Raw genomic sequence first — 21,911 nt, 5'->3', positions numbered from 1 at the left:
CGAGAGCCCCGCACGCAAGGTCAACCCAGCGCCTGCATGAACGGCAGGTACTGGCACGACCGGTCACCCGGCAGCTCCCCGCCCCGCACCATCATCGAGACCGGCCACGGGCTGCCGATGCCGTGCTCGCCCGCCCACGCCACCATCGCCTGCCTGGACAGGTCGAAGTCCATCCGCACCTCGCCACCCGCGTGCAACGCCAGATCCCCGATCAGCGCCCTGGCCGTCTCCTCGTCCCTGGCCACGACCGGGCCGATCACCGTGTTGTCGTCGTTGCGCCAGCAGTGCCCGAAGCCGCCCTCGGCGACGCGTACCTGCTCGCCGAACCCGAACATGCGCCGCAGCGCCGCCGACCGGTCCGTGCCGAACAGCTCCGCGTCCAGCCGCAGGATGCCGTCGAGATCCGCCTGCGTGGCCGGGCGGGTGCGGCCCGACGGCTCGCCGCGGAAGACGCCCGTGTGCTTGGCGGCCCGGCCGACGACGCGGAAGCCGAGCCGCTCGTACAGGGGGCGGCCCAGGTCGGTGGCGTACAACGACACCACGCGCCCGCCCGCCTGCTCCAGCACGTGCTCCATCAGCTTGCGGCCCAGGCCCTGCCGCTCGTACCTGGCGGCCGTCAGGACCATGCTGATCACGGCGTGGTCGTCGCCGTAACGGGTCAGCACGTTCGTGGCGGCCAGGCCGTCGCCGTCGGGGGCGTCGATGCCGTACGGCTCGCCGATCTCGAACAGCAGGCCCCACTTGTGCCGCTCGGGCAGCCAGCCGCGGTCCTTGGCCAGGCGGGTGCAGTCGTCGAGGTCGTCCCAGGTGAGGCGGCGCAGGTTCATGGCAGGCATTCTTCTTCATGGACGAGGTACGGCTCAAAGTGATTAAGGGGACGCATGGGCTACGTTGCGGCGATCGACGTCGGTGGCACCACGATGAAGGGCGGATTCGTCACCCGCGACGGGACGATCCACGCGTTCGAGCGCCGGCCCACCCCGCGCGCGGAGGGCCCCGCGCGCGTCGTCGCCGCCGTCTCCGCCTTCGTCGCCGACCTGGCCCGCCCCCGGGACGGCGAGCGTCCCCTGGCGGTGGGGCTCGCGGTGCCCGGGCTGGTCACGCCCACGCACGCCGTCTTCTCCGCCGCGTTCGGCTGGCGGGACGTGCCCGTCTCCGCGTTCGCGGCGGGCGTGGACGTGCCGGTGGCGCTCGGCCACGACGTGCGGTCCGCGGGGGAGGCTGAGCTGGCGTACGGGGAGGGTGGGCGGGATGTGTTGTACCTGCCCATCGGTACGGGTATCGCGGGCGCCGTGGTGTTGTCGGGGGAGTTGTACGGGGGTGCGGGCGGTTGGGCGGGGCAGATCGGGCACATCCCGGTACGGCCCGGTGGGGCGGCCTGCGGGTGTGGCCAGCGGGGGTGCCTGGCCGCGTACGCGTCGGGCGGGGGCATGGCGGCGCGGTGCGGGGTGGACGGCGGGATGGACGGCGGGGTGGACGGCGGGGCGGGCGGTGGGGCGGGCGGCGCGGAAGAGGTGCTGCGGCGGGTTCTGGACGGGGACGCGCGGGCGGGGCGGGTGTGGGGTGAGGCCGTGGAGGCGCTCGCCCTGGCGCTGGCCACCTACACGCTGGTGCTGGATCCGGCGGCCGTCGTCATCGGGGGTGGGGTCTCGCAGGCGGGGGAGCACCTGCTCGGGCCGTTGCGGGAGGCGTTGGCGGGGCGGCTGGCGTTCCGGCGGGCGCCGCAGGTGCGGGCGTCGTCGCTGGGGGCCAGGGCGGGGCTCATGGGGGCGGGGCTGCTGGGGTGGGGGGTGGTGCCAGGTGCGCCGGGACGTCGGTGAGGCAGGCGCGCAACTCCTCGCCCAGGGCCTTCGCCTGGGGGTCCATGCGGGGGCTGGCGGCGACGCCTCTGCCGAGGAGGCCGTGGATGACGAAGTTGAGTGCTTTGAGGTTGGGGAGGTCGTGGCGGTGTATCTCGTAGGGGGTCAGGGCTGGGAGGAGGCGTTTGAGGGTGTCGGGGGTGAGGTGGGCGGCGAGCCAGTCGTAGCGGGGTCGGGTGTCGGTCCAGACGCCTAGGTTGGCGTTGCCGCCCTTGTCGCCTGAGCGGGCGCCTGCGATGCGGCCCAGGGGGATCGTGGTGGTGTTGGTGGGTGCGGTCGGCTGGGCGTCTGCCACGGGCGCCGGGCTCCGCCGTACCTCGTCCCGCCGACGCGGCGCTGGGAGGGGCGCGGGGGCCGCGACGGGGGGCACCTCGCGCGCTGCGCCCGCGCCCGCTGCGCCGGTCGCGCCCGCTGCGCCGGTCGCGCCCGCTGCGCCTGCGCCTCCCGTCCCCATGCCCGCGGCCGGAGGCGGGAAGGGGAGCTCCTTGCCGTCGAGGAACACCCGGGGCCGTACCTCCGACGCCGGGACCAGCACCGGCCAGTACACCCCGTACGGCGAGGCGTTACCGGGCGGGGCGAGGCCGTAGAAGCCCGGGTAGCTGGCCAGCCCCGTCTCCACCACGGCCGCCGAGAAGGCCCGCCCCACCTTGCGCTCATCCGTGGACATCACCGTGATCCGCAGCAGCCCGCCGTCCGTGAGCGTGACGTCCACCTGGTCGAACGACTCGCGCGGGATCCGCGCCCACAGCGCCTCCTCGGCCACCCGGGCCTTGGCCGCCACGTCCAGCCCCGTCAGGACGAGCGTCATCGTGTTGCGGTAACCACCGGGGTAGTTCACGGCGACCTTCACCGTGTCCGGCGGCGGTTCGCCGCGTACGCCGGAGATGAGCACCCGGTCGGGGCCCTCCTGCGTCAGGGTGATGGTGTCGAAGCGGGCCACCACATCGGGTCCCAGATACCGCGGGCCGCCCAGTTCGTACACCAGTTGCGCCGTGACCGTGCCGACCGATACCAGGCCGCCCGTGCCCGGGTGCTTGGTGATGACGGACGAGCCGTCCGCGCGCAGCTCGGCCAGGGGGAAGCCGCAGTGGGCCAGGTCCGGCACGTCCTGGAAGAACGCGTAGTTGCCGCCTGTCGCCTGGCAGCCGCACTCGATGACGTGCCCCGCCACCACCGAGCCCGCCAGCGGGTCGAGGTCCTCGGGCCCCCACCCGTACCGCCAGATGCCGGGGCCCGTCACCAGGGCCGCGTCCGTGACGCGGCCGGTCACCACCACGTCGGCGCCCGCCGTGAGGGCGGCGGCGATGGGGCGGCCGCCGAGGTAGGCGTTGGCTGTCACCGGGGTGGCGGTGAGGTGCTCGCCGGTGTCGGCGTTGACGAGGGGGAACGGGTGGCCGGTGAGGTCGTCGCCGGTGACGTGCGCGATGGAGGGGGACAGGCCGAGCCGGGTGGCGAGCTCGTGCACGGCCTCCGCGCAGCCGGCCGGGTCGAGGCCGCCCGCGTTCGTCACGATCTTGATGCCCCTGTCGAGGCAGGGCCCCAGGACGTCCTCCAGCTGGCGCAGGAAGGTCGGGGCGTAGCCGGGGCGGCCCTTGAGCCGGTTGCCCGCCAGGATGAGCATGGTCAGCTCGGCCAGCCAGTCGCCGGTGAGCACGTCGATCGGGCCGCCCTCGACCATCTCCCTGGCGGCGGAGAGCCGGTCGCCGTAGAAACCGCTGCAGTTCGCGACGCGCAGGGCCATGATCAGCCCTCCTGGGGGACCCACGTGGGCGGGCGCTTGGCCAGGTACGCGGCGATGCCCTCCTGGCCCTCCGCCGAGGTGAAGCGCTCGGCCGACAGCTCGCTCATCCGCGCCAGCCCGTCCTTGAACGACATCGCCGGCACGTCCCTGACGAGCCGCTTGGTGATCGCCAGCGCTTCCGGGCCGCCCATCATCAGCATCTCGGCGTAACGCGTCACGGTCGCGTCGAGCCCCTCGGGCGGGACGGCCGCCGACAGCAGGCCGATCTCCACCGCCCTGGCCGCGTCGAACACCTCGCCCGTCAGGAAGTACTCGGCCGCCGCCCGGCTGCTCAGCCGGCGCAGCACCGGCACGGCGATCATGGCGGGCGCTACCCCGAGGCGTACCTCCGTGAACGCGAACGACGCCGTCAGCGGCGCGATCGCGAAGTCGCACGCCGCCACCAGCCCCAGGCCGCCCGCCCGCGCGGTGCCGTTCAGCCGGCAGATCACCGGCTTCTCGCTCTCCCAGATCAGCTCCAGGATCTCGGGGAACGAGGCCGTCACCGGCGCTCCCGTGGCGCGCTGCTCCTTGACGTCGGCTCCCGAGCAGAACACGTGCCCCGTCGCGGTCAGTACGATCACCCTGGCCGCCGGCTCGGCCAGCGCCCAGCTCAGCTGGTCGGCCAGCTCGGCCAGCAGGCGGGAGGACAGCGCGTTGCGGTTGGGCGGCGAGTCGAGTGTGATCGTCGCGACGCCGCCCGCGAGCTCCTTGTGCACCAGCTCCGTCATGAGTCCCCCTCCTGGATGATCGCCAGCACCGCTCCGGCGTCCACCTGCCGGCCCTTCTCCACGTGTACGGCGGCCACCACGCCACCGGCCGGGGCGGTGATCCGGTGCTCCATCTTCATCGCCTCCAGGACCAGGATCGCCTGGCCCTTCACCACCCGGTCGCCCGGCTCCACCTCGACCCGCAGCACGTTACCCGGCATGGGGGCCAGGAGGGATCCGGGCGCGAGGTGCTCCACGGGCTCGGGGAGGCGGGGGACGGGGGTCAGCTCGGCGTGGCCGTCCGCGTGGTCCACGCAGACGCTGCCGGGATAGTGGGTGATCTCGTAGGTGCGGCGCAGACCGTGGTGCTCCAGGATCACCTGGTACGGGTCCGCGCGGACGACCGTGACACCCTCGGGGAGCGGGTCATGGGTCACCTCGCCCGTCTCCTCGAAGGTGATCGTGCGGGGCTGGGAGCGGACGTTGCGCCAGCCGCTGGGCAGGCCGGGCAGCACGCGGGCGCGGCTGCGGTTGAGCGCTGCCATGGCGAGGGCGGCGGCCAGCCCGGCCTGATCGTGGGCGTCCTTCGGGGGTGTGGGGGAGGTGTGAAGGGGGCCGTCCGGGTCGAGGAAGCCGGTGTGCGTGTCCCCGGCCACAAAATCCCGATTTGTCAGGATATTTACGAGCAAGTCACGGTTCGTGGTGAGACCGTGCAGCCGGGCCCCGCGCAGCGCCGACACCAGCCTGCGCACCGCCTCCGCCCGCGTCGGGCCGTGCGCCACCACCTTGGCCAGCAGCGCGTCGTAGTACGGCGGCACCACCGACCCCGACTCCACCCCGGCGTCCACGCGCACCTCACCCGGGACCTCGAACCGCCGCAGCACCCCGGCCTGCGGCACGTGCGCGGCGTCCTCGGCGTACAGCCGCGCCTCGACCGCCCACCCGGCGGGGGACGGCGGCCCGGCGGGCAGCGCGGCGCCCTCGGCCACCTCGAGCTGCAGCCGGACCAGATCCACGCCGTACACCAGCTCGGTCACCGGATGCTCGACCTGGAGCCGGGTGTTCATCTCCAGGAACGCCACCCTGTCGTCCTTGACCAGGAACTCCACCGTCCCGGCGCCGACGTACCCGATCGTGCGGGCGGCCCGTACGGCGGCCTCGTACAGCAGCGTCCGCGTCGCGTCCGAGACGCCCGGCGAGGGACACTCCTCGACCACCTTCTGATGGCGGCGCTGCACGCTGCACTCGCGCTCGCCCAGCGCCCACACGGTGCCGTGCCGGTCGGCCAGCACCTGGACCTCCACGTGCCTGGCCCGCTCCAGCAGCGGCTCGGCGAACACCGTGCCGTCGCCGAAGGCCGCGGACGCCTCCCGCCGCGCCGACTCCACCGCCCCGGCCAGCTCTCCCGGCTCGCGCACCACCCGCATCCCGCGCCCGCCCCCGCCCGCGGACGCCTTCACCAGCAGCGGGAACTCCTCCGGCGTGGCGAGGTCGAGTGAGGGCAGCACCGGCACCCCGGCCTCCGCCATCAGCCGTTTCGCCCCGATCTTCACCCCCATGGCCGCGATCGCCTCGGGCGGCGGGCCGACCCAGACGAGCCCGGCCGCCAGCACCTCCCGCGCGAAGTGCGCGCTCTCCGACAGGAAGCCGTAGCCCGGGTGCACGGCGTCCGCGCCCGCTGCCCGGCAGGCGGCCAGGATCCGCGCCACGTCCAGATACGTCTGCGCGGGGCTCGTGCCGGGCAGCCGTACCGCCAGGTCGGCCTCCGCCACGTGCGGCGCGTCCGCGTCGGCGTCGGAGAACACGGCGACCGTGGCGATGCCGAGCGCCCGGCAGGTGCGGAAGACGCGGCGGGCGATCTCGCCCCGGTTCGCGACGAGCAGGCGGGTGATCACGGGCGGAACACCCCGAACCCCGCCGCCTCGGGCACCGGCGCGCTGTTGATCGCCGACAGGCACAGGCCCAGCACGGTACGGGTGTCGCGCGGATCGATCACCCCGTCGTCGTACAGGCGCCCCGACAGGAAGAACGCCAGCGACTCGGCCTCGATCTGCGCCTCCACCATCGCCCGCATCGCCGCGTCGGCCTCCTCGTCGTACACCTGTCCCCTGGCCAGCGCCGAGGCCCGCCCCACGATGGACAGCACCCCGGCGAGCTGGGCGGGGCCCATCACCGCCGACTTGGCGCTCGGCCAGCTGAACAGGAAGCGGGGATCGTAGGCGCGCCCGCACATGCCGTAGTTGCCCGCCCCGTACGAGGCGCCCATGACGACGGTCAGGTGCGGCACGGTCGAGTTGGACACCGCGTTGATCATCATGGCGCCGTGCTTGATGATGCCGCCCTGCTCGTAGTCCCTGCCGACCATGTAGCCGGTCGTGTTCTGCAGGAACAGCAGCGGGGTGCGCGACTGGTTCGCCAGCTGGATGAACTGCGTGGCCTTCTGCGACTCCGCGCTGAACAACACCCCGCGCGCGTTGGCCAGCACCCCCACCGGATACCCGTGCACCCGCGCCCACCCGGTCACCAGCGAGGCCCCGTACAGCGGCTTGAACTCCGCGAACTCGCTCCCGTCCACCACCCGCGCGATCACCTCCCGGGGGTCGAACGGCACCTTCAGGTCCTCCGGCACGATCCCGAGCAGCTCGTCGGCCGGATACACCGGCTCCGCCACCCCGGGATCGGGCGCGCGGCCCAGCTTCCGCCAGCCCAGCGAGGCGACGATGCGCCGCCCGATCCGCAATGCGTCGACCTCGTCCTCCGCCAGGTAGTCGGCCAGCCCGCTCACCCTGGCGTGCATCTCGGCCCCGCCCAGCGACTCGTCGTCGGACTCCTCCCCGGTCGCCATCTTGACCAGCGGCGGACCGCCCAGGAACACCTTGGCCCTGTCGCGCACCATCACCACGTGGTCGCTCATCCCGGGCACGTACGCGCCGCCGGCCGTCGAGTTGCCGAACACCAGCGCCACCGTCGGCACCCCCGCCGCCGACAGCCTGGTCAGATCCCGGAAGATCTGCCCGCCCGGGATGAAGATCTCCTTCTGCGTCGGCAGGTCCGCGCCGCCGCTCTCCACCAGGTTCACGTACGGCAGCCGGTTGCGCAGCGCGATCTCCGCCGCCCGCAGGGTCTTCTTCAGCGTCCACGGGTTCGAGGCGCCGCCGCGGACCGTGGGGTCGTTCGCCGTGATCACGCACTCGACGCCCTCGATCACCCCGATCCCCGTCACCACGCTGGCACCGACGGGGAAGTCGCTGCCCCAGGCCGCCAGCGGCGACAGCTCCAGGAACGGGGAGTCGGGGTCGACCAGCAGCTCCACGCGCTCCCTGGCCAGCAGCTTGCCGCGGGCGCGGTGCCGCTGGACGTACTTCTCACCGCCGCCCGCCACCGCTCTGGCGTGCTCGGCGTCCAGGTCGGACAGCTTGGCGAGCATCGCTTCGCGTCTGGTCCGGTAGTCGTCGCCTTCGGTGTCGAGCCTGCTCCCGACGATCATGCCTGCACGCTAGCTCAGGCATGGAACGAGCCGCCACCCTGTGGGGGGTGGCGGCTCTGTGGGTGTTGTGGATCAGGTGCAGTGGCTCCAGCCGGACTTCCAGCTGTAAGAGCTCCACGAGCCGCCCCAGATCACGCACTTCTTGGCGGCGGGCAGGCGGACCGGGCCGGCGTACGCGGTGAACGCACCCGAGTTGTTGCCGGTGGAACCGCCCTTGACCTGGAGAGTCGCACTCATCCTCATCTTGCCCGGGTGGATCAGTTTGGACATGGTGACCACGCAGTTCTTGCCCGCGCTGCTGTTGTACAGCAGATAGACGGTGGCGTTGCTGCCCAGCGCGCGCGAGTTGATGATCTTGTAGCCGGCGCCGCACACCGCCGTCGGCTTGTACGTGTTCGGCTTCAGCGACGTGGCCGGCTTGTCCGCCTCACCCTTCGCCCGCACGGTGGTCGTGGGGCCCGAGGTCGGCTGCTCAGTCGGCTCCACCTCCGGCTCGATCAGCGTGGTCTTCTTCGTTTTGGTCGGGGTGGGCGTGGGCTCGGGGCGCTTCGTGGTCGTGGTCGTCTGGGGCCGGGGAGCCTCGGTGACCGGGTTGGGCACCTGGGCGATGGGCTCCTTGGTCGGCTTCTTGGTCTTCTTGGTCTCTTCCGGCTCGATGTCCAGCGTGGGCACCGGTGCCGCGCTGTCCGTGGGGACTGTCACGGGCGGGGGCTGCTCGGTCTGGATCTGCTCGGTCGGGCCTTCACCGGGCTGACCGGCGCCCGAGCCGCCGTCGGTCTCGTTGGAGGAGTTGCCCACGGCGACGACCGGGGTCTCCTTGCTGTTGGCCTGGACGACCACGGCGCCGATCACCACCAGCAGGGCTGCTGCTGCGGCGCCTGACAGGGCGAGGGTGAGGGTGCGGCGCTGCTTGGCCGGAGCGCCGTTGCCGGGCCGCGTCCCGGCTGCCCCGGCCGGGCCGTTGGCCCCACCGCGACCTGCCGGGCTGTTCGGCCTTCCGGGTCCGCCCGGACCTGCGGGGCCGCTGTGGGCGCCCGCCTGGAAGGGCTGGCCGGGGCCGTGGGGCAGCATGCCGGACGCAGCGGCCTGCTGCCCGCCGTGCATGCCGGGCATCCCGGGCTGAGGGCCGCCCTGCGGTGCCCCGCCTTGGCCAGGGCCATGAGGGGCGTTGCCCATGGGGCCGCCCTGGGGCCTGCCTGCCTGAGGACCGTTGCCTGCGGGGCCGCCCTGCGGCGTGCCGACCTGAGGCCCGTTACCCGGAGCGCCGGCCTGAGCGGAACCCGACGACCCGCCCTGGCCCGGACCAGCGTGAGGGGCGCTGCCTGCGGGACCGCTCTGGGCCGCCGCTGCCGCCGCCTGCCCGTAGTCGCCCGTCTGTGGCACGGGAAGCTGCTGAGGCCCGGTCGGCTGATGCCAGGGGCCCGGGTAATGGTCAGGACCGGCCGCAGCCCCGGCCGAAGCAGCAGCACCGGAAGTGGTGCGCTGGCCGCCCGTCACCGGCTCGATGGCCGCCTTGGGTGCGGGCTGCCCCGTGAGGTGCACGATCAGCTCATCCGCACTGGGCCGCTGCGCCGGATCCTTGGACAGGCAGGCGGCCACCAGATCGCCCAGCAGCCCCTCCATCTTCCCCAGCTCCGGCTCCTCGTTCAGGATCCGGTTCATCACCACGGGAATCGAGTCGGACCCGAAGGCGGGCTTCCCTGTCGCGGCGAACACCATCGTGACGCCCCAGGCGAACACGTCGGCCGCCTCCGACACCTGCGCCCCGCTGAGCTGCTCCGGCGCCAGGTACGACGGCGTGCCCATGGCCATGCCGGTGGCCGTCGCGCCGGGCGAGTCCAGTGCCCTGGCGATGCCGAAGTCGATCACGACGGGGCCTTCGGGGCCCATCAGCACGTTGGCGGGTTTGAAGTCGCGGTGCAGGATCCCGGCCCGGTGGATGGCCGCGAGGGCGGTGGCCGTGCTGATGGCCAGCCGCTCCAGGGCCGCGCCCCGCCGGGGGCCCTCGTTGATGACCAGCTCGCGCAGGGAGGGCCCGGGCACGTACTCGCTGACGATGTACGGCTTGCTCCCGTCGAGGTCCGCGTGGAGCACCGGAGCGGTGCAGAACCGGGCGACGCGCTGGGCGACCGCGACCTCGCGCAGGAAGCGCGTCCTGGCGTCGGCGTCCGCCACCAGGGCCTGGTGCAGCAGCTTGACCGCGACTTGTTCCCCCGAGTCGCTCTTGCCGAGATAAACGATGCCCTGGCCGCCCTCGCCGAGCCGGGCGACGATGTCATACGCCCCCAGCCGCCGCGGATCGTCCGCCGCCAACGGCTGGAACTGATTCACGTCGGACCCCCATCACAACCCAATAGATGAGGCAAAACGCTACCAGCGTGACCCTTGGGACGTCTGCCGGACCTGTCAGAAGTTTCACCTTTTGACGAAGAAAGTCAGGCTCCCGTCGCAGGTCGTGTACGCCTCGACGCCCAAGGTCACGGCTTGGTGAAGGCGGGGTGATCAGATCGCCTTGCCCGGGTTGAGCAGGTTGAGGGGGTCGAACACGGCCTTGATCCCGCGCTGCAGCTCACCCGCCACCGGCCCGGACTCCAGCTCCAGCCAGCGCCGCTTCAGCAGCCCCACGCCGTGCTCCCCGGTCAGCGTGCCGCCGAGGTCCAGTGCGTGCTTGAACACCTCGTCCGCCGCGGCCCACACCTCGGGCGGCGGCTCCACGGTGCCGTGCTCGAAGATGAAGACCGGGTGCAGGTTGCCGTCGCCCGCGTGCGCGACGGTGGCGATCCGCACGTCGTGCCTGGCCGCCACCGCCTCGATCCGGCCGATCATCTCGGCCAGCGCCGAGCGCGGCACGCACACGTCCTCGACCAGGCAGGCGCCCTGCCGCTCCTTGGCCCCGTACGCCAGCCGGCGCAGCCCGATCAGCTCGTCGGCCTCCTGCGGGCTCGACGAGACGGCGACGAAGGAGGCGCCGTTCTCCGTGCAGATGCGCTCCATGCGCTCCACCGCCGCCTGGCTGTCGGGGGCGTCGGACTGGCCGATGAGCATGGCCTGCGTGGTGGGTTCGAGACCGATGTTGCGCCACTCGTCGATGGCCGCCAGCGTGGCCCGGTCGAGCAGCTCCATCAGCGACGGCTGGCAGCCGGCCGCCATGATCGCCGACACGGCCGCGCCCGCGTCCCGAAGCGAGGAGAAGTCGGCCGCGAACGTCGCGGGCGGCGCCGCCGGCGCGCGCCGCAGCCGGACGGTGGCGGCGGTGATGACGCCCAGCGTGCCTTCCGAGCCGACGAACAGCCCGGTCAGGTCGTAGCCGGTGACGCCCTTCATCGTGCGCCGCCCGGTGTTCAGCACCCGGCCGTCGGCCAGCACGACCTCGAGGCCGAGCGCCGAGTCCCTGGTCACGCCGTACTTCACACAGCGCAGCCCGCCGGCGTTGGTGGCCAGGTTCCCGCCGATGGTGGAGATCTCGTACGAGGACGGGTCCGGCGCGTACATCAGCCCGTGCCGCCTGGCGGCCTTGTCCAGGTCGGCGGTGATGACGCCGGGCTCGACGACGGCGATCTCGTCGGCGGGGGAGAGCTCCCTGATCGCGGTCATCCGGGCCAGCGACAGGATGAGCGAGCCGTCGCCGGCCACCGACGCGCCGGCCAGGCCGGTGCCGCCGCCGCGGGGCACCACCGGCACCCGGTGCTCGGTGGCCCACTTCATGGTGGTCACCACGTCGTCGCGGGAGGTGGCGAGCACGACGCCGAGCGGCTTGCCGGGCTCCAGGAACGTGCGGTCGCGGGCGTAGGAGTCGATCACATCGGGGTCGGTCAGGACGCGGGCTTCGGACAGAGAGTCCACCAGGGCATCAATCGGTCTCACACTATGCACCCTATGGTTTGCGCAGTGCGTTCCTTAAGGCCAGACTGCCCGGGTGAAAGTCGGGTGCCCGGTGTGTACGGAGGCTGACCAGGTTGTCGCGGTTCCGGGAGCGGTGGCCGCCGGCACCACGTACAAGATCGGGCGGGTCAGGTTACCGGGCACGCGCGAGGTCGCGGACCTGCCCACGCAGGCGGCGCTGGGCGCCTCCAAGCACGTCATGAGCCGCACGCAGCTCGCGGTCTGGCTGTCCTTCCCCAGCCGCCACTACACCCCGTGGGCCAGGAACCAGGGGTACGTGCTGCTGCTGGTCGCGGCCCTGGTGCATCTCGTCGTGTCGCTGGTGATCGCGATGGGGCAGGACCCGAACTGGGGTGAGGTGCTGCTGGCGCCGTTCTGCCTGACGGGCCTGTTCTGGGGGTTCGGCCTGCTGAACGTGCTCGGCGCGCACGGCGCCCGCAAGCGCGACGCGCTGGAGGCCCCCGCCAGGGAGAAGGCCCTGGCGGTGTGGGAGGGTCTGTACTACTGCGCGCGCGACAACGTCGTCTTCGAGCCGGGCGTGGACGTCTCCTTCCACCCGAGCGAGACGCGCGAGTACATCTTCGGCTTCAGGAACGGCGGCGGCCCCCGCCCCTGAACAGGGCGGAGGCCGCGTGCCCGATCCGGGTCAGGCGTGCTCTTCCGCCACCAGGCGGACGCAGACGGCCAGGCCGTTGATGGCCTGCTCCAGCTCCTCCAGGTCCGGGTAGGTGGGCGCGATCCTGATCGTGCGGTCGTCGGGGTCCTCGCCGTACGGGTGCGTGGCGCCGGCCGGCGTCAGCGCGATGCCGGCGGCCTTGGCCTTGGCCACCACCTCGGCGGCGTGCGGCACCTCCAGGCTGATGAAGTAGCCGCCCCTCGGGCTGGTCCAGGTGGCCAGGTCGCCGAGCCGCTCGGTCAGCACCTTGTCGACCAGCTCGAACTTGGGCCCGATCAGCTCGGCGTGCCGCCGCATGTGCGCGGCCACGCCGGCGCCGTCGCGCAGGAACTCCACGTGACGGAGCTGGTTGATCTTGTCGGGGCCGATGGACTGCTTCGAGGTGTTGTGCAGGAACCACTTCACGTTCGCCGGAGAGCCGCCGAAGAACGAGACGCCGGAGCCGGCCAGCGTCACCTTCGAGGTCGAGGCGTAGACGAACACCCGGTCGGCGTTGCCGGCCTCGGCCGCCAGCGCGAGCAGGTCGGCCAGCTCGTCGGGGGTGTCGGTGAGGTGGTGCACCGCGTACGCGTTGTCCCAGAAGATCCGGAAGTCGGGCGCGGCCGTCGGCATGGCGGCCAGCCTGCGCACGGTCTCGTCGCTGTAGGTGATGCCGGACGGGTTGCTGTACTTCGGCACGCACCACATGCCCTTGACGCTCGCGTCCGCGGCGACCAGGCGCTCGACGACGTCCATGTCGGGGCCCTGCGCGTTCATCGGCACGGGCACCATCTTGATCCCGAACCGCTCGCAGATGGTGAAGTGCCGGTCGTAGCCGGGCACCGGGCACAGGAACGTGATCTCCGGCTCCTCGACCCACCGGCGCGCGGCGCCCGGCACGGGGCTGAGCAGCGCGTGCACCACGGTGTCGTGCATCATCGCCAGGCTGGAGTTGCCCCCGACGACGAGCTGCTCGGCCGGCACCTGCACCAGCGGCGCGAACAGCTCGCGCAGCTCGGCCAGGCCCTGGAGGTTGCCGTAGTTGCGGCCGTCGGTGCCGTCGGCCGCCCGGTACGTCGTGGGCAGTTTCAGCAGATCGTCGGAGAGGTCGAGCTGGCGCGGCGACGGCTTGCCCCGGGTGAGGTCGAGCGAGAGCCCTCGCTGAACGAGGTCGGCGTAGTCACGCTGGGCGGTCACGAGCATCTCCTCCGATTCTGTGTGGCCTACGAAGGATAGAAGATGTCACCAGGTAGGCCGGTAAGTATCCGGAATATGGACGCCGCCGCGGCCAAAGGTTTCGGGGGCCAATCACAAAGAACGCCTAGCCGAGCGGCGATCGTTGGCGTGGAATGGGTAGATCGGGGCAGGCACAACTCCGCGTCGGAGGGAGCAGCCGTGACGACCGTCCGCGAGAGCTCGATCGAGCAGGTCAGGCGCCGTCGTACCGGGACCGTCATCGCCGCCTGGTTGTCGACGACCGACCACAAGGTCATCGGGTACCTCTACCTGATCACCTCGTTCGGGTTCTTCCTCGTCGCGGGCGTCATGGCCATGTTCATACGGGCCGAGCTGGCCGCGCCCGGGATGCAGATCGTCAGCCAGCAGCAGTACAACCAGCTCTTCACCATCCACGGCACGCTGATGCTGCTGATGTTCGCCACCCCGCTGTTCGCCGGGTTCGCGAACGTGGTGATGCCGCTGCAGATCGGCGCGCCCGACGTGGCCTTCCCGCGGCTGAACGCGGTGGCGTACTGGCTGTTCCTGTTCGGCGGGCTGATGGTGGTCGCCGGGTTCTTCACGCCGGGCGGGGCCGCGGACTTCGGCTGGTTCGCCTACACGCCGCTGTCGTCGGCGACCTACTCGCCGCAGATCGGCGGCGACCTGTGGATCATGGGGCTCGCGCTCTCGGGGCTCGGGACGATCCTCGGCGCGGTCAACTTCATCACCACGATCATCGGCATGCGGGCGCCGGGCATGACCATGTTCCGGTTGCCGCTGTTCACCTGGAACGTGCTGCTGACCAGCATGCTCGTGCTGATGGCGTTCCCCGTGCTGGCCGCGGCGCTGCTGGTGCTGGAGGCGGACCGCAAGCTCGGCACGCAGGTCTTCGTGGCCGAGAACGGCGGGCCGCTGCTCTGGCAGCACCTGTTCTGGTTCTTCGGCCATCCCGAGGTGTACATCATCGCGCTGCCCTTCTTCGGGATCATCACCGAGGTCATCCCGGTCTTCAGCCGCAAGCCGATCTTCGGCTACATGAGCCTGGTCGGGGCCACGATCGCGATCGCCGGGCTGTCGATGACGGTGTGGGCGCACCACATGTTCCCGACCGGCCAGGTGCTGCTGCCGTTCTTCTCGTTCATGACGTTCCTCATCGCGGTGCCGACCGGGGTGAAGTTCTTCAACTGGATCGGCACGATGTGGCGGGGCCATCTGAGCTTGGAGACGCCGATGCTGTTCGCGGTCGGCTTCCTCATCACGTTCCTGCTGGGCGGGCTGACCGGGATCATCCTGGCCTCGCCGCCGCTCGACTTCCACATCAGCGACACCTACTTCGTCGTCGCGCACTTCCACTACGTGGTCTTCGGCACCGTCGTGTTCGCCATGTTCTCCGGCTTCTACTTCTGGTGGCCGAAGATGACGGGCCGCATGCTCGACGACCGCCTCGGCAAGCTGCACTTCTGGACGTTGTTCATCGGCTTCCACGCCACCTTCTGGGTGCAGCACGCGCTCGGGCAGCTCGGCATGCCCAGGCGCTACGCCGACTACGGCGTGGCCGACGGCTTCACCGCGCTCAACCAGGTCTCCTCCGTCGGCGCGTTCCTGCTGGGCGCCTCGACGCTGCCGTTCCTCTACAACGTCTGGAAGACCGCCAGGTACGCGCCCAAGGTCACGCTCGACGACCCGTGGGGCTACGGCAACTCCCTGGAGTGGGCGACGAGCTGCCCGCCGCCGCGCCACAACTTCACCCGCATGCCGCCCATCCGCTCCGAGCGGCCGGCCTTCGACCTGCACTACCCGCACGAGGAGCCCGGCGAGAAGCCGGAACCGGAGCAGGAGCAGGAGGGCGCTCCCGAGGTGCCGCCGCGCCAGGACCCGCCCGGCTGACCCCTCATCCCATGATGTTTCGCCTATCTAGGGAGATCGGCGATGACAGGCACGAAGATTCCCTTCGACCCCGAGACGGCCCCCTGCGGGAAGAAGTCCGGAGGTGATCGCCTCGTCGACGACGACGGCTACGGCCTGGTCATCCGCGACCAGCTCTTCGACTGCGGCTGCCGCCGCATCCGGCACGAGTACCACGACGGCAGCATCCACCTGTCGGCCATCCGCCACGACGGCAAGCGGGTGAAGGACCCGATACAGCCAGACCACGGGAAGTGACGTCAATGATCGATGTGCTCATCGTCGGGGGAGGCGGGGCCGGGCTGCGCGCGGCCGTCGCGGTCGCCGAGACGGATCCTTCGCTGAAGGTGGCGGTCGTGTCGAAGGTCTATCCGATGCGCAGCCACACCGTCTCCGCCGAGGGCGGCGCCGCCGCGGTGATCGGCATCGGCGACACGCTCGATGAGCACTGCTACGACACGATCTCCGGCGGCGACTGGCTCTGCGACCAGGACGCCGTGGAGGCGTTCGTGGCCGAGGCGCCCAGAGAGCTGATCCAGCTCGAACACTGGGGCTGCCCGTGGAGCAGGGAGAGCGACGGCCGGGTGGCGGTGCGGCCGTTCGGCGGCATGAAGAAGATGCGCACCTGGTACGCGGCCGACAAGACCGGCTTCCACCTGCTGCACACGCTCTTCCAGACCACTCTGAAATATCAGGACATCATCAGGTACGACGAGTGGTTCGTCACCAAGCTCGTCGTGGACGACGGGCGCGTCCACGGCGTCGTGGCCGTGGAGATCAGGACCGGCCGCATCGAGACCATCCCGGCCAGGACCGTCATCCTGGCCACCGGCGGCTGCGGCAAGGTCTTCCCCTTCACCACCAACGCCGCCATCAAGACCGGCGACGGCATGGCCCTGGCCTACCGCGAGGGCGCGCCGCTGAAGGACATGGAGTTCGTCCAGTACCACCCCACCGGCCTGCCGTTCACCGGCATCCTCATCACCGAGGCGGCCAGGGCGGAGGGCGGCTGGCTGATCAACAAGGACGGCTACCGCTACCTCCAGGACTACGACCTGGGCAAGCCCACCCCCACCCCGAAGCTGCGCAGCATGGAGCTGGGGCCGCGCGACCGGCTGTCGCAGGCGTTCGTGCACGAGCAGCACAAGGGCCGCACGGTGGACACCCCGTACGGGCCCGTCGTCTACCTGGACCTGCGCCACCTCGGCGAGGGCAAGATCGACGCCCGCATCCCGTTCGTCCGCGAGCTGTGCCGCAGCTACCAGAACCTGGACCCGGCCACCGACCTCATCCCGGTACGCCCGGTCGTGCACTACATGATGGGCGGCGTGCACACCGACCTCGACGGCGCCACCCCGATCGCGGGCCTGTACGCGGCAGGGGAGACGGCCTGCGTGAGCATCAACGGCGCCAACCGGCTCGGCTCCAACTCACTGCCCGAGATCCTCGTCTTCGGCCGCCGGGCGGGCCTGGCGGCGGCCGGGTTCGCCAAGGAGCACCGCGACGCCGAGCCGCCCGCCGTACGCAGCCAGGGCGGCGACGAGCGGCGGCGGTTGGAGCGCGTGCGCGAGGGCAGCAGGCACGGCGACGGACGAGGCGAGCGGATCGCCGACCTGCGCGAGCAGATGCAGCACACGCTCGAAGGCGCGGCCGGCATCTACCGCACCGGCGACGAGCTGGCCAAGGCCGTGGACACGCTCGCGGACCTGCGCGAGCGGGCGAAGGAGGCGTGCGTCGAGGACGGCAGCACCGCCTTCAACACCGAGCTGATCAGCCTGCAGGAGCTGCACTGCATGCTGGAGATCGCGCAGACGATCGTGGCCTGCGCGCTGAACAGGCGGGAGTCGCGCGGCGCGCACCAGCGCACCGACTTCTCGGCCAGGGACGACGCGGCCTTCCTGGCGCACTCGCTGGTGCACCGCGCGCCCGACGGCACGCCGTCGGTCGGCCTGCTGCCCGTGACGATCACCCGCTGGCCTCCGGGAGAAAGGGTCTATGGCCGTGACTGACACGACGCAAGCGGTACGGCAGGCGGCGGGCACGCGCACGATCCGGCTGGAAGTGGCCAGGTACCGGCCGGGCCAGGACGCCGAGCCGGTCTTCCAGGGCTACGACGTGCCGCTGATGAGCGACTGGGCCGTGCTCGACGGCCTCAACTACATCAAGGACCAGCTCGACGGCAGCCTGTCCTACCGGTGGTCGTGCCGGATGGGCGTGTGCGGCTCGTGCGGCATGACGGTCAACGGCGAGGCCCGGCTGACCTGCGGCACCTTCCTCACCGAGTACGGCGAGGGGCCGGTCAGGATCGAGCCGCTGAAGGGGTTCCCGGTGATCAGGGACCTGGTGGTGGACATCGAGGAGTTCCTGGCCAAGCTGACGTCCGTGCGGCCCTGGCTGATCAGGGAGGGCGAGGACCCGCCGCTGACCGCCGAGTACGCCCAGACGCCCGAGCAGCTGGAGGCGTACAAGCAGTACAGCATGTGCATCAACTGCCTGCTGTGCTACTCGGCCTGCCCGGTCTACGTGCTCGACCCCGACTTCCTCGGCCCGGCCGCCATCGCGCTGGCCCAGCGCTACAACCTGGACTCGCGGGACATGGGCGACCGGTTCGACGTGCTCAACCAGGACGACGCGGTGTGGGGGTGCACGTTCGTCGGCGAGTGCACGAAGGTCTGCCCCAAGCACGTGGACCCGGCCGAGGCGATCCAGCGCTACAAGCTGACCGCCGCCCTGCGCTCGGTGCTGCCGTGGAGCAGGCGGTGAAGGCGCCGCCGGCGGCGTACCGGCCGCGGCGCGACCACCTCTGGTTCGCCCGCACCCGCAACTACACGATCTTCGTGCTGCGCGAGCTGACCAGCGTCTTCGTGGCCTGGTCGGTCGTCTTCCTGCTGCTGCTGGCCGACGCGGTGCTCGGCGGCCGGCTGGCCGGCTTCGCGGCGCTGGCCGCGCAGCCCTGGATGATCGCCCTCAACGTGCTGGCCCTGGCGGCGACGTGCTTCCACGCGGTCACGTTCCTGAACCTCGCGCCCAAGGCCACCGTCGTGCGCCTGGACGGCTACCGGCTGCCCGCCTGGATGATCCAGGGCGGCAACCACTCGCTCTGGCTGGCGGTCTCCGCGGTGATCGCGTTCTTCGTGCTGAGGGGGTTCCATTGAGGCGCACACTGGAGCCGTACCTGTGGCTGCTGTTCAGCGGCGGGGGAGTGGTGGCGGCGCTCGTGCTGCCGGTGCTCGTGCTGCTGTTCGGGGTGCTCATGCCGCTCGGGGTCCTCGACTGGCCCACCGCCGGGCACCTGGGCGGGCTGCTGGGCAACGTGCTGGTCCGGCTGGCACTGGTCGTGGTGGTGGTGCTCTGCCTCTTCCACGCCGCGCACCGCATCCGCCACACGAGTGAGGAGCTGCTCGGCATTGCCAGGTTCGACCTGGTCGTGGCACTTCTGTGTTACGGCGGGGCCATTACGGGCGGGGTGCTCGCAGTGATGTTGATGTTCTGAAATGTCGTAGTTTGATCACGTTTCAACAACGTACTTTACGTTGGGTTGACGTACCCCTTAGCGTCCGGCATTGCACACCCTATGGCCATGCGCCCGGCGACCCCGGGCAGAGAGGGTTCCTGGTGCCACGTACTAAGCGCCTGTTAGCAACGTTCCCGGCGGTCGCCCTGCTTGGCGCCGCCCTGGCCACGCCGCCGGCCGCCGCGACCTCCGTCGCGGAGTACCAGCCGACGGCCGCCGACTACTACATCAACTACGCTCCTCCGGCGGTCCCCGACGACCCCGAGCAGCCGACGCTCAACGAGGCGAGGTCCCGCTCGCTCACCCCCGCGCAGAAGTTCGACAGGAAGTTCAACAGCGGCAACCCGGTGACCGGCCGGATCCTCGCCGCCCGCGAGGACCAGGCCATCAAGACCGGCCGCAACCCCGCTGAGTGGATCTTCAAGAACACCAAGCAGACCCGCACGGCCAAGCTGCTGACCGTCCTCGTCGAGTTCAACGAGCAGGCCAACGACGACTTCTCCGGCTTCAACCGGCTGCGCAGCACGCAGGGCGAGGCGGACGACTGCGTCGTCGAGCCGCCGAGCACGCTGCTGAACGGCCCGCTGCACAACCAGATCCCCGACCCGGCGACGCTGCCGCACAAGGACAACAACTCCTTCTGGGTCAAGGACTTCAGCACCGAGCACTTCAACAAGATGCTCTACACCGACAAGGGCATCACCGAGCGCGTGCGCCCGGACCTGAAGGACCCGCGCGACGGCAAGCCCGGCATCGACATCTCCGGCTTCACGATGAAGAAGATGTACGAGGAGATGTCCAAGGGCGCCTACTCCGTCACCGGCTCCGCGGTCGGCTGGATCAAGGTCCCGCACTCCGAGGCCTGGTACGGCGCCGCCGCCTGCGGCAACCCGCCCCAGGACATGTCCGGCCACCCCGACAACCCGCTCGGCGCCCAGCAGCTGCCGATCGACACGGTGAACGCGCTGGCCCAGGCCCAGCCGAACTTCCCGTGGGCCGACTACGACGTCGAGGACATCTCCGACGCCGACGGTGACGGCAACTTCGCCGAGCCCGACGGCGTGATCGACCACCTCGTGCTCGTGCACGCCGGCAAGGACAAGTCCTCCGACGGCGGCGCCCAGGGCACGTACGCGATCTGGGCCCACTCCAGCGCGGTGGCCGGCGGCTACAAGATCCCCGGCACCGACAAGAAGATCTCCAACTACATCGTGCAGCCCGAGGACTCCGGCGTCGGCGTCTTCGCCCACGAGTACGGCCACGACCTGGGCCTGCCCGACCTGTACGACACCTCGGGCGCGGCCAGCTCCGCCGTGGACTTCTGGGACCTGATGTCCAGCGGCTCCCACTCCGGCCCGATCTTCCAGTCCATGCCGACCCACATGGGTCTGTGGGACAAGTGGGTGCTCGGCTGGGCGAACCCGAAGACGTTCAACCCCGGTGACGCCGCCAAGCTCGTCACCGTCGGCCAGACGTCGCGCACGCCCAAGCTCACCCAGGACGGCATCCGGGTGAACCTGGCCTCCACGCCGCTGAAGATGATCGACGTGCACAGCGGCTCCAACGCCTGGTGGAGCGGCCTCGACCAGGACTGGGCCAACCTGAGCCTGCAGCGCGACCTGCCCGTCCCGGCCGGCACCGATCTCAAGCTGTGGATGTGGAACAACTACGAGATCGAGCAGGACTGGGACTTCGGCTTCGTCGAGGTCTCGACCGACGGCGGCGAGACGTGGACCCAGCAGAAGGTCTACGACGAGGCCGGCAACGAGGTCACGACGCCGGACGACTACCCGGACCCGTACAAGAACCTCAAGACCTTCGGCAACAAGAAGTACGGCCTCACCGGTGACACCGGCGGCGCCTGGCGGCACGACTACGTGAACCTGACGCCGTTCGCCGGGCAGACGATCAAGCTGCGGCTGACGTACAACACCGACGCCGCCTACCAGATGCGCGGCTGGCACGTGGACGACTTCGAGCTCACCAACGGCGGCGCCGCCGTGTGGAGCGACGACGTCGAGACCGACACGGGCTGGAAGCCCCTGCACGGCACGTTCACCAACACCAGCGGCACGGGCTGGACCCGCAACAACGGCGAGCGCGAGATCCAGCGCTTCTACCTCGCCGAGTGGCGCAACTTCGACGGCTTCGACAAGGGCCTGCAGTACACCTACGACACCGACTACCTCCGTGACGGGGCGTGGAAGGTGCAGAAGGTGAAGTACAACGCGCCGGGTCTGCTCGTCTGGTACCGCGACTCGACGTACATCAACAACAACATCGCCGACACCCTCAGGCAGCCGCCGAGCCTCGGCCCGAAGGGCAGCCTGCTCGTCGTGGACTCCCACTTCGAGCCGCTGCGCCGCACCGGGGCCGCGGCCGAGAAGGACCCGACGCTGCAGAAGAACCTGCAGGGGCGGGTGCAGACCTCCAACGCCGCGTTCGGGTTCGGCAAGACCTACCCGTTCAAGGAGTGCCTGGAGGCGGCGGACGAGCCGTACAGCGAGTACTGCACGGACTTCCCCGCGCAGAAGGGCGTCTCCACCTTCACCGACGCGAAGACCTGGTACCCGGGTCTCGAGGTGATCGACGGCGGGCTGTACTACCGCGACGCCGACGCCTCGGTGGTCGTGCCGTCGAAGGGCGACCAGACGTACACCACCCGCGTGGTGCACCAGGACGGCACCCCGGCCACGGAGCTGTACGGCCAGGTGGCCGCCGGCTCCGTCCTCGGCACCGGCAACCCCGGTGACGAGGGCAAGGCGCTGGGCGTGCAGTTCAAGCTCGTGAGCCCGCTGCCCGGGAACCTCGGCGCGATCGTTCACGTGGTCCCCCCGAAGAAGTAATCATCCAGGGGGCCACCGGTAACCCGGTGGCCCCCTATGATCGGTCGCGTCCAGC

General features: G+C 71.0%; 16 protein-coding genes and 1 pseudogene. 9 read left to right on the top strand and 8 right to left on the bottom strand.

All coding sequences use genetic code 11. From position 1 onward, the window contains the following. Positions 1 to 20 precede the first annotated feature (20 nt). Complete coding sequence (locus LCN96_RS39885) at positions 21 to 827, bottom strand: GNAT family N-acetyltransferase (RefSeq protein ID WP_225267593.1); 807 nt, start codon at positions 825 to 827, stop codon at positions 21 to 23. Between the two features lie 54 nt (positions 828 to 881). On the opposite strand from LCN96_RS39885, the gene LCN96_RS39880 reads away from it, so the two are divergent. Then, positions 882 to 1,820, top strand: a complete 939-nt coding sequence (locus LCN96_RS39880; RefSeq protein ID WP_225267592.1) for an ROK family protein — start codon at positions 882 to 884, stop codon at positions 1,818 to 1,820. On the opposite strand, the gene LCN96_RS39875 is transcribed toward LCN96_RS39880, so the two are convergent. From LCN96_RS39875 to LCN96_RS39850, 6 genes are all read right to left on the bottom strand, one after another. After that, positions 1,762 to 3,600 carry an acyclic terpene utilization AtuA family protein gene (locus LCN96_RS39875; protein WP_225267591.1) on the bottom strand — a complete coding sequence of 613 codons (1,839 nt, stop codon included), beginning with the start codon at positions 3,598 to 3,600 and terminating at the stop codon, positions 1,762 to 1,764. The two genes, LCN96_RS39880 and LCN96_RS39875, sit on opposite strands and share 59 nt — an antisense overlap. Positions 3,601 to 3,602: 2 nt before the next feature. Continuing rightward, positions 3,603 to 4,370, bottom strand: a complete 768-nt coding sequence (locus LCN96_RS39870) for an enoyl-CoA hydratase-related protein (RefSeq protein WP_225267590.1) — start codon at positions 4,368 to 4,370, stop codon at positions 3,603 to 3,605. Further along, positions 4,367 to 6,244: an ATP-binding protein gene (locus LCN96_RS39865; RefSeq protein WP_225267589.1), complete on the bottom strand. Its 1,878-nt coding sequence runs from the start codon at positions 6,242 to 6,244 to the stop codon at positions 4,367 to 4,369. Before LCN96_RS39865 ends, LCN96_RS39870 begins: the two co-directional genes overlap by 4 nt. Next, positions 6,241 to 7,836 carry an acyl-CoA carboxylase subunit beta gene (locus LCN96_RS39860; RefSeq protein ID WP_225267588.1) on the bottom strand — a complete coding sequence of 532 codons (1,596 nt, stop codon included), beginning with the start codon at positions 7,834 to 7,836 and terminating at the stop codon, positions 6,241 to 6,243. Before LCN96_RS39860 ends, LCN96_RS39865 begins: the two co-directional genes overlap by 4 nt. A 72-nt stretch (positions 7,837 to 7,908) precedes the next feature. Next, positions 7,909 to 10,167: a serine/threonine protein kinase gene (locus tag LCN96_RS39855; protein ID WP_225267587.1), complete on the bottom strand. Its 2,259-nt coding sequence runs from the start codon at positions 10,165 to 10,167 to the stop codon at positions 7,909 to 7,911. Between the two features lie 171 nt (positions 10,168 to 10,338). Next, positions 10,339 to 11,700: an FAD-binding oxidoreductase gene (locus tag LCN96_RS39850; RefSeq protein WP_225267586.1), complete on the bottom strand. Its 1,362-nt coding sequence runs from the start codon at positions 11,698 to 11,700 to the stop codon at positions 10,339 to 10,341. A gap of 112 nt (positions 11,701 to 11,812) precedes the next feature. On the opposite strand from LCN96_RS39850, the gene LCN96_RS39845 reads away from it, so the two are divergent. Beyond that, entirely contained in the window at positions 11,813 to 12,334 is a 522-nt protein-coding gene (locus LCN96_RS39845; protein WP_225267585.1) for a hypothetical protein, read from the top strand. Positions 12,335 to 12,364: 30 nt separating this feature from the next. On the opposite strand, the pseudogene LCN96_RS39840 reads toward LCN96_RS39845, so the two are convergent. Then, a pseudogene (locus tag LCN96_RS39840) lies at positions 12,365 to 13,579 on the bottom strand (aminotransferase class I/II-fold pyridoxal phosphate-dependent enzyme); the annotation flags it as partial. Between the two features lie 189 nt (positions 13,580 to 13,768). Between LCN96_RS39840 and ctaD the strand changes: the two are divergent. The 7 genes from ctaD to LCN96_RS39805 all read left to right on the top strand — a co-directional run bounded on the left by ctaD (position 13,769) and on the right by LCN96_RS39805 (position 21,856). Beyond that, positions 13,769 to 15,478 (top strand): aa3-type cytochrome oxidase subunit I, encoded by a 1,710-nt coding sequence (gene ctaD / locus LCN96_RS39835; RefSeq protein WP_225267583.1) that lies wholly within the window; start codon positions 13,769 to 13,771, stop codon positions 15,476 to 15,478. A gap of 42 nt (positions 15,479 to 15,520) precedes the next feature. Continuing rightward, positions 15,521 to 15,754 (top strand): hypothetical protein, encoded by a 234-nt coding sequence (locus LCN96_RS39830; RefSeq protein ID WP_225267582.1) that lies wholly within the window; start codon positions 15,521 to 15,523, stop codon positions 15,752 to 15,754. Positions 15,755 to 15,759: 5 nt separating this feature from the next. Then, the gene (frdA, locus tag LCN96_RS39825) at positions 15,760 to 17,505 is read left to right on the top strand and encodes a fumarate reductase (quinol) flavoprotein subunit (protein ID WP_225267581.1); all 1,746 of its coding nucleotides are present in this window, start codon (positions 15,760 to 15,762) and stop codon (positions 17,503 to 17,505) included. Next, positions 17,498 to 18,259, top strand: coding sequence for a succinate dehydrogenase iron-sulfur subunit (gene sdhB / locus LCN96_RS39820; RefSeq protein ID WP_225267580.1), 762 nt, complete (start codon positions 17,498 to 17,500; stop codon positions 18,257 to 18,259). Before frdA ends, sdhB begins: the two co-directional genes overlap by 8 nt. Beyond that, positions 18,256 to 18,651 carry a hypothetical protein gene (locus tag LCN96_RS39815; protein ID WP_225267579.1) on the top strand — a complete coding sequence of 132 codons (396 nt, stop codon included), beginning with the start codon at positions 18,256 to 18,258 and terminating at the stop codon, positions 18,649 to 18,651. Before sdhB ends, LCN96_RS39815 begins: the two co-directional genes overlap by 4 nt. Further along, positions 18,648 to 18,989: a fumarate reductase subunit FrdD gene (gene frdD, locus LCN96_RS39810; protein WP_225267578.1), complete on the top strand. Its 342-nt coding sequence runs from the start codon at positions 18,648 to 18,650 to the stop codon at positions 18,987 to 18,989. Before LCN96_RS39815 ends, frdD begins: the two co-directional genes overlap by 4 nt. 122 nt (positions 18,990 to 19,111) lie before the next feature. Then, positions 19,112 to 21,856, top strand: coding sequence for an immune inhibitor A domain-containing protein (locus LCN96_RS39805; RefSeq protein ID WP_225267577.1), 2,745 nt, complete (start codon positions 19,112 to 19,114; stop codon positions 21,854 to 21,856). The last annotated feature ends 55 nt before the right edge of the window (positions 21,857 to 21,911 follow it).

This window comes from Nonomuraea gerenzanensis (assembly GCF_020215645.1).
Classification (GTDB): Bacteria; Actinomycetota; Actinomycetes; order Streptosporangiales; family Streptosporangiaceae; genus Nonomuraea; species Nonomuraea gerenzanensis.
Note: the sequence above shows the minus strand (reverse complement) of the source record. Positions and strands in the feature narration are given on the sequence as shown.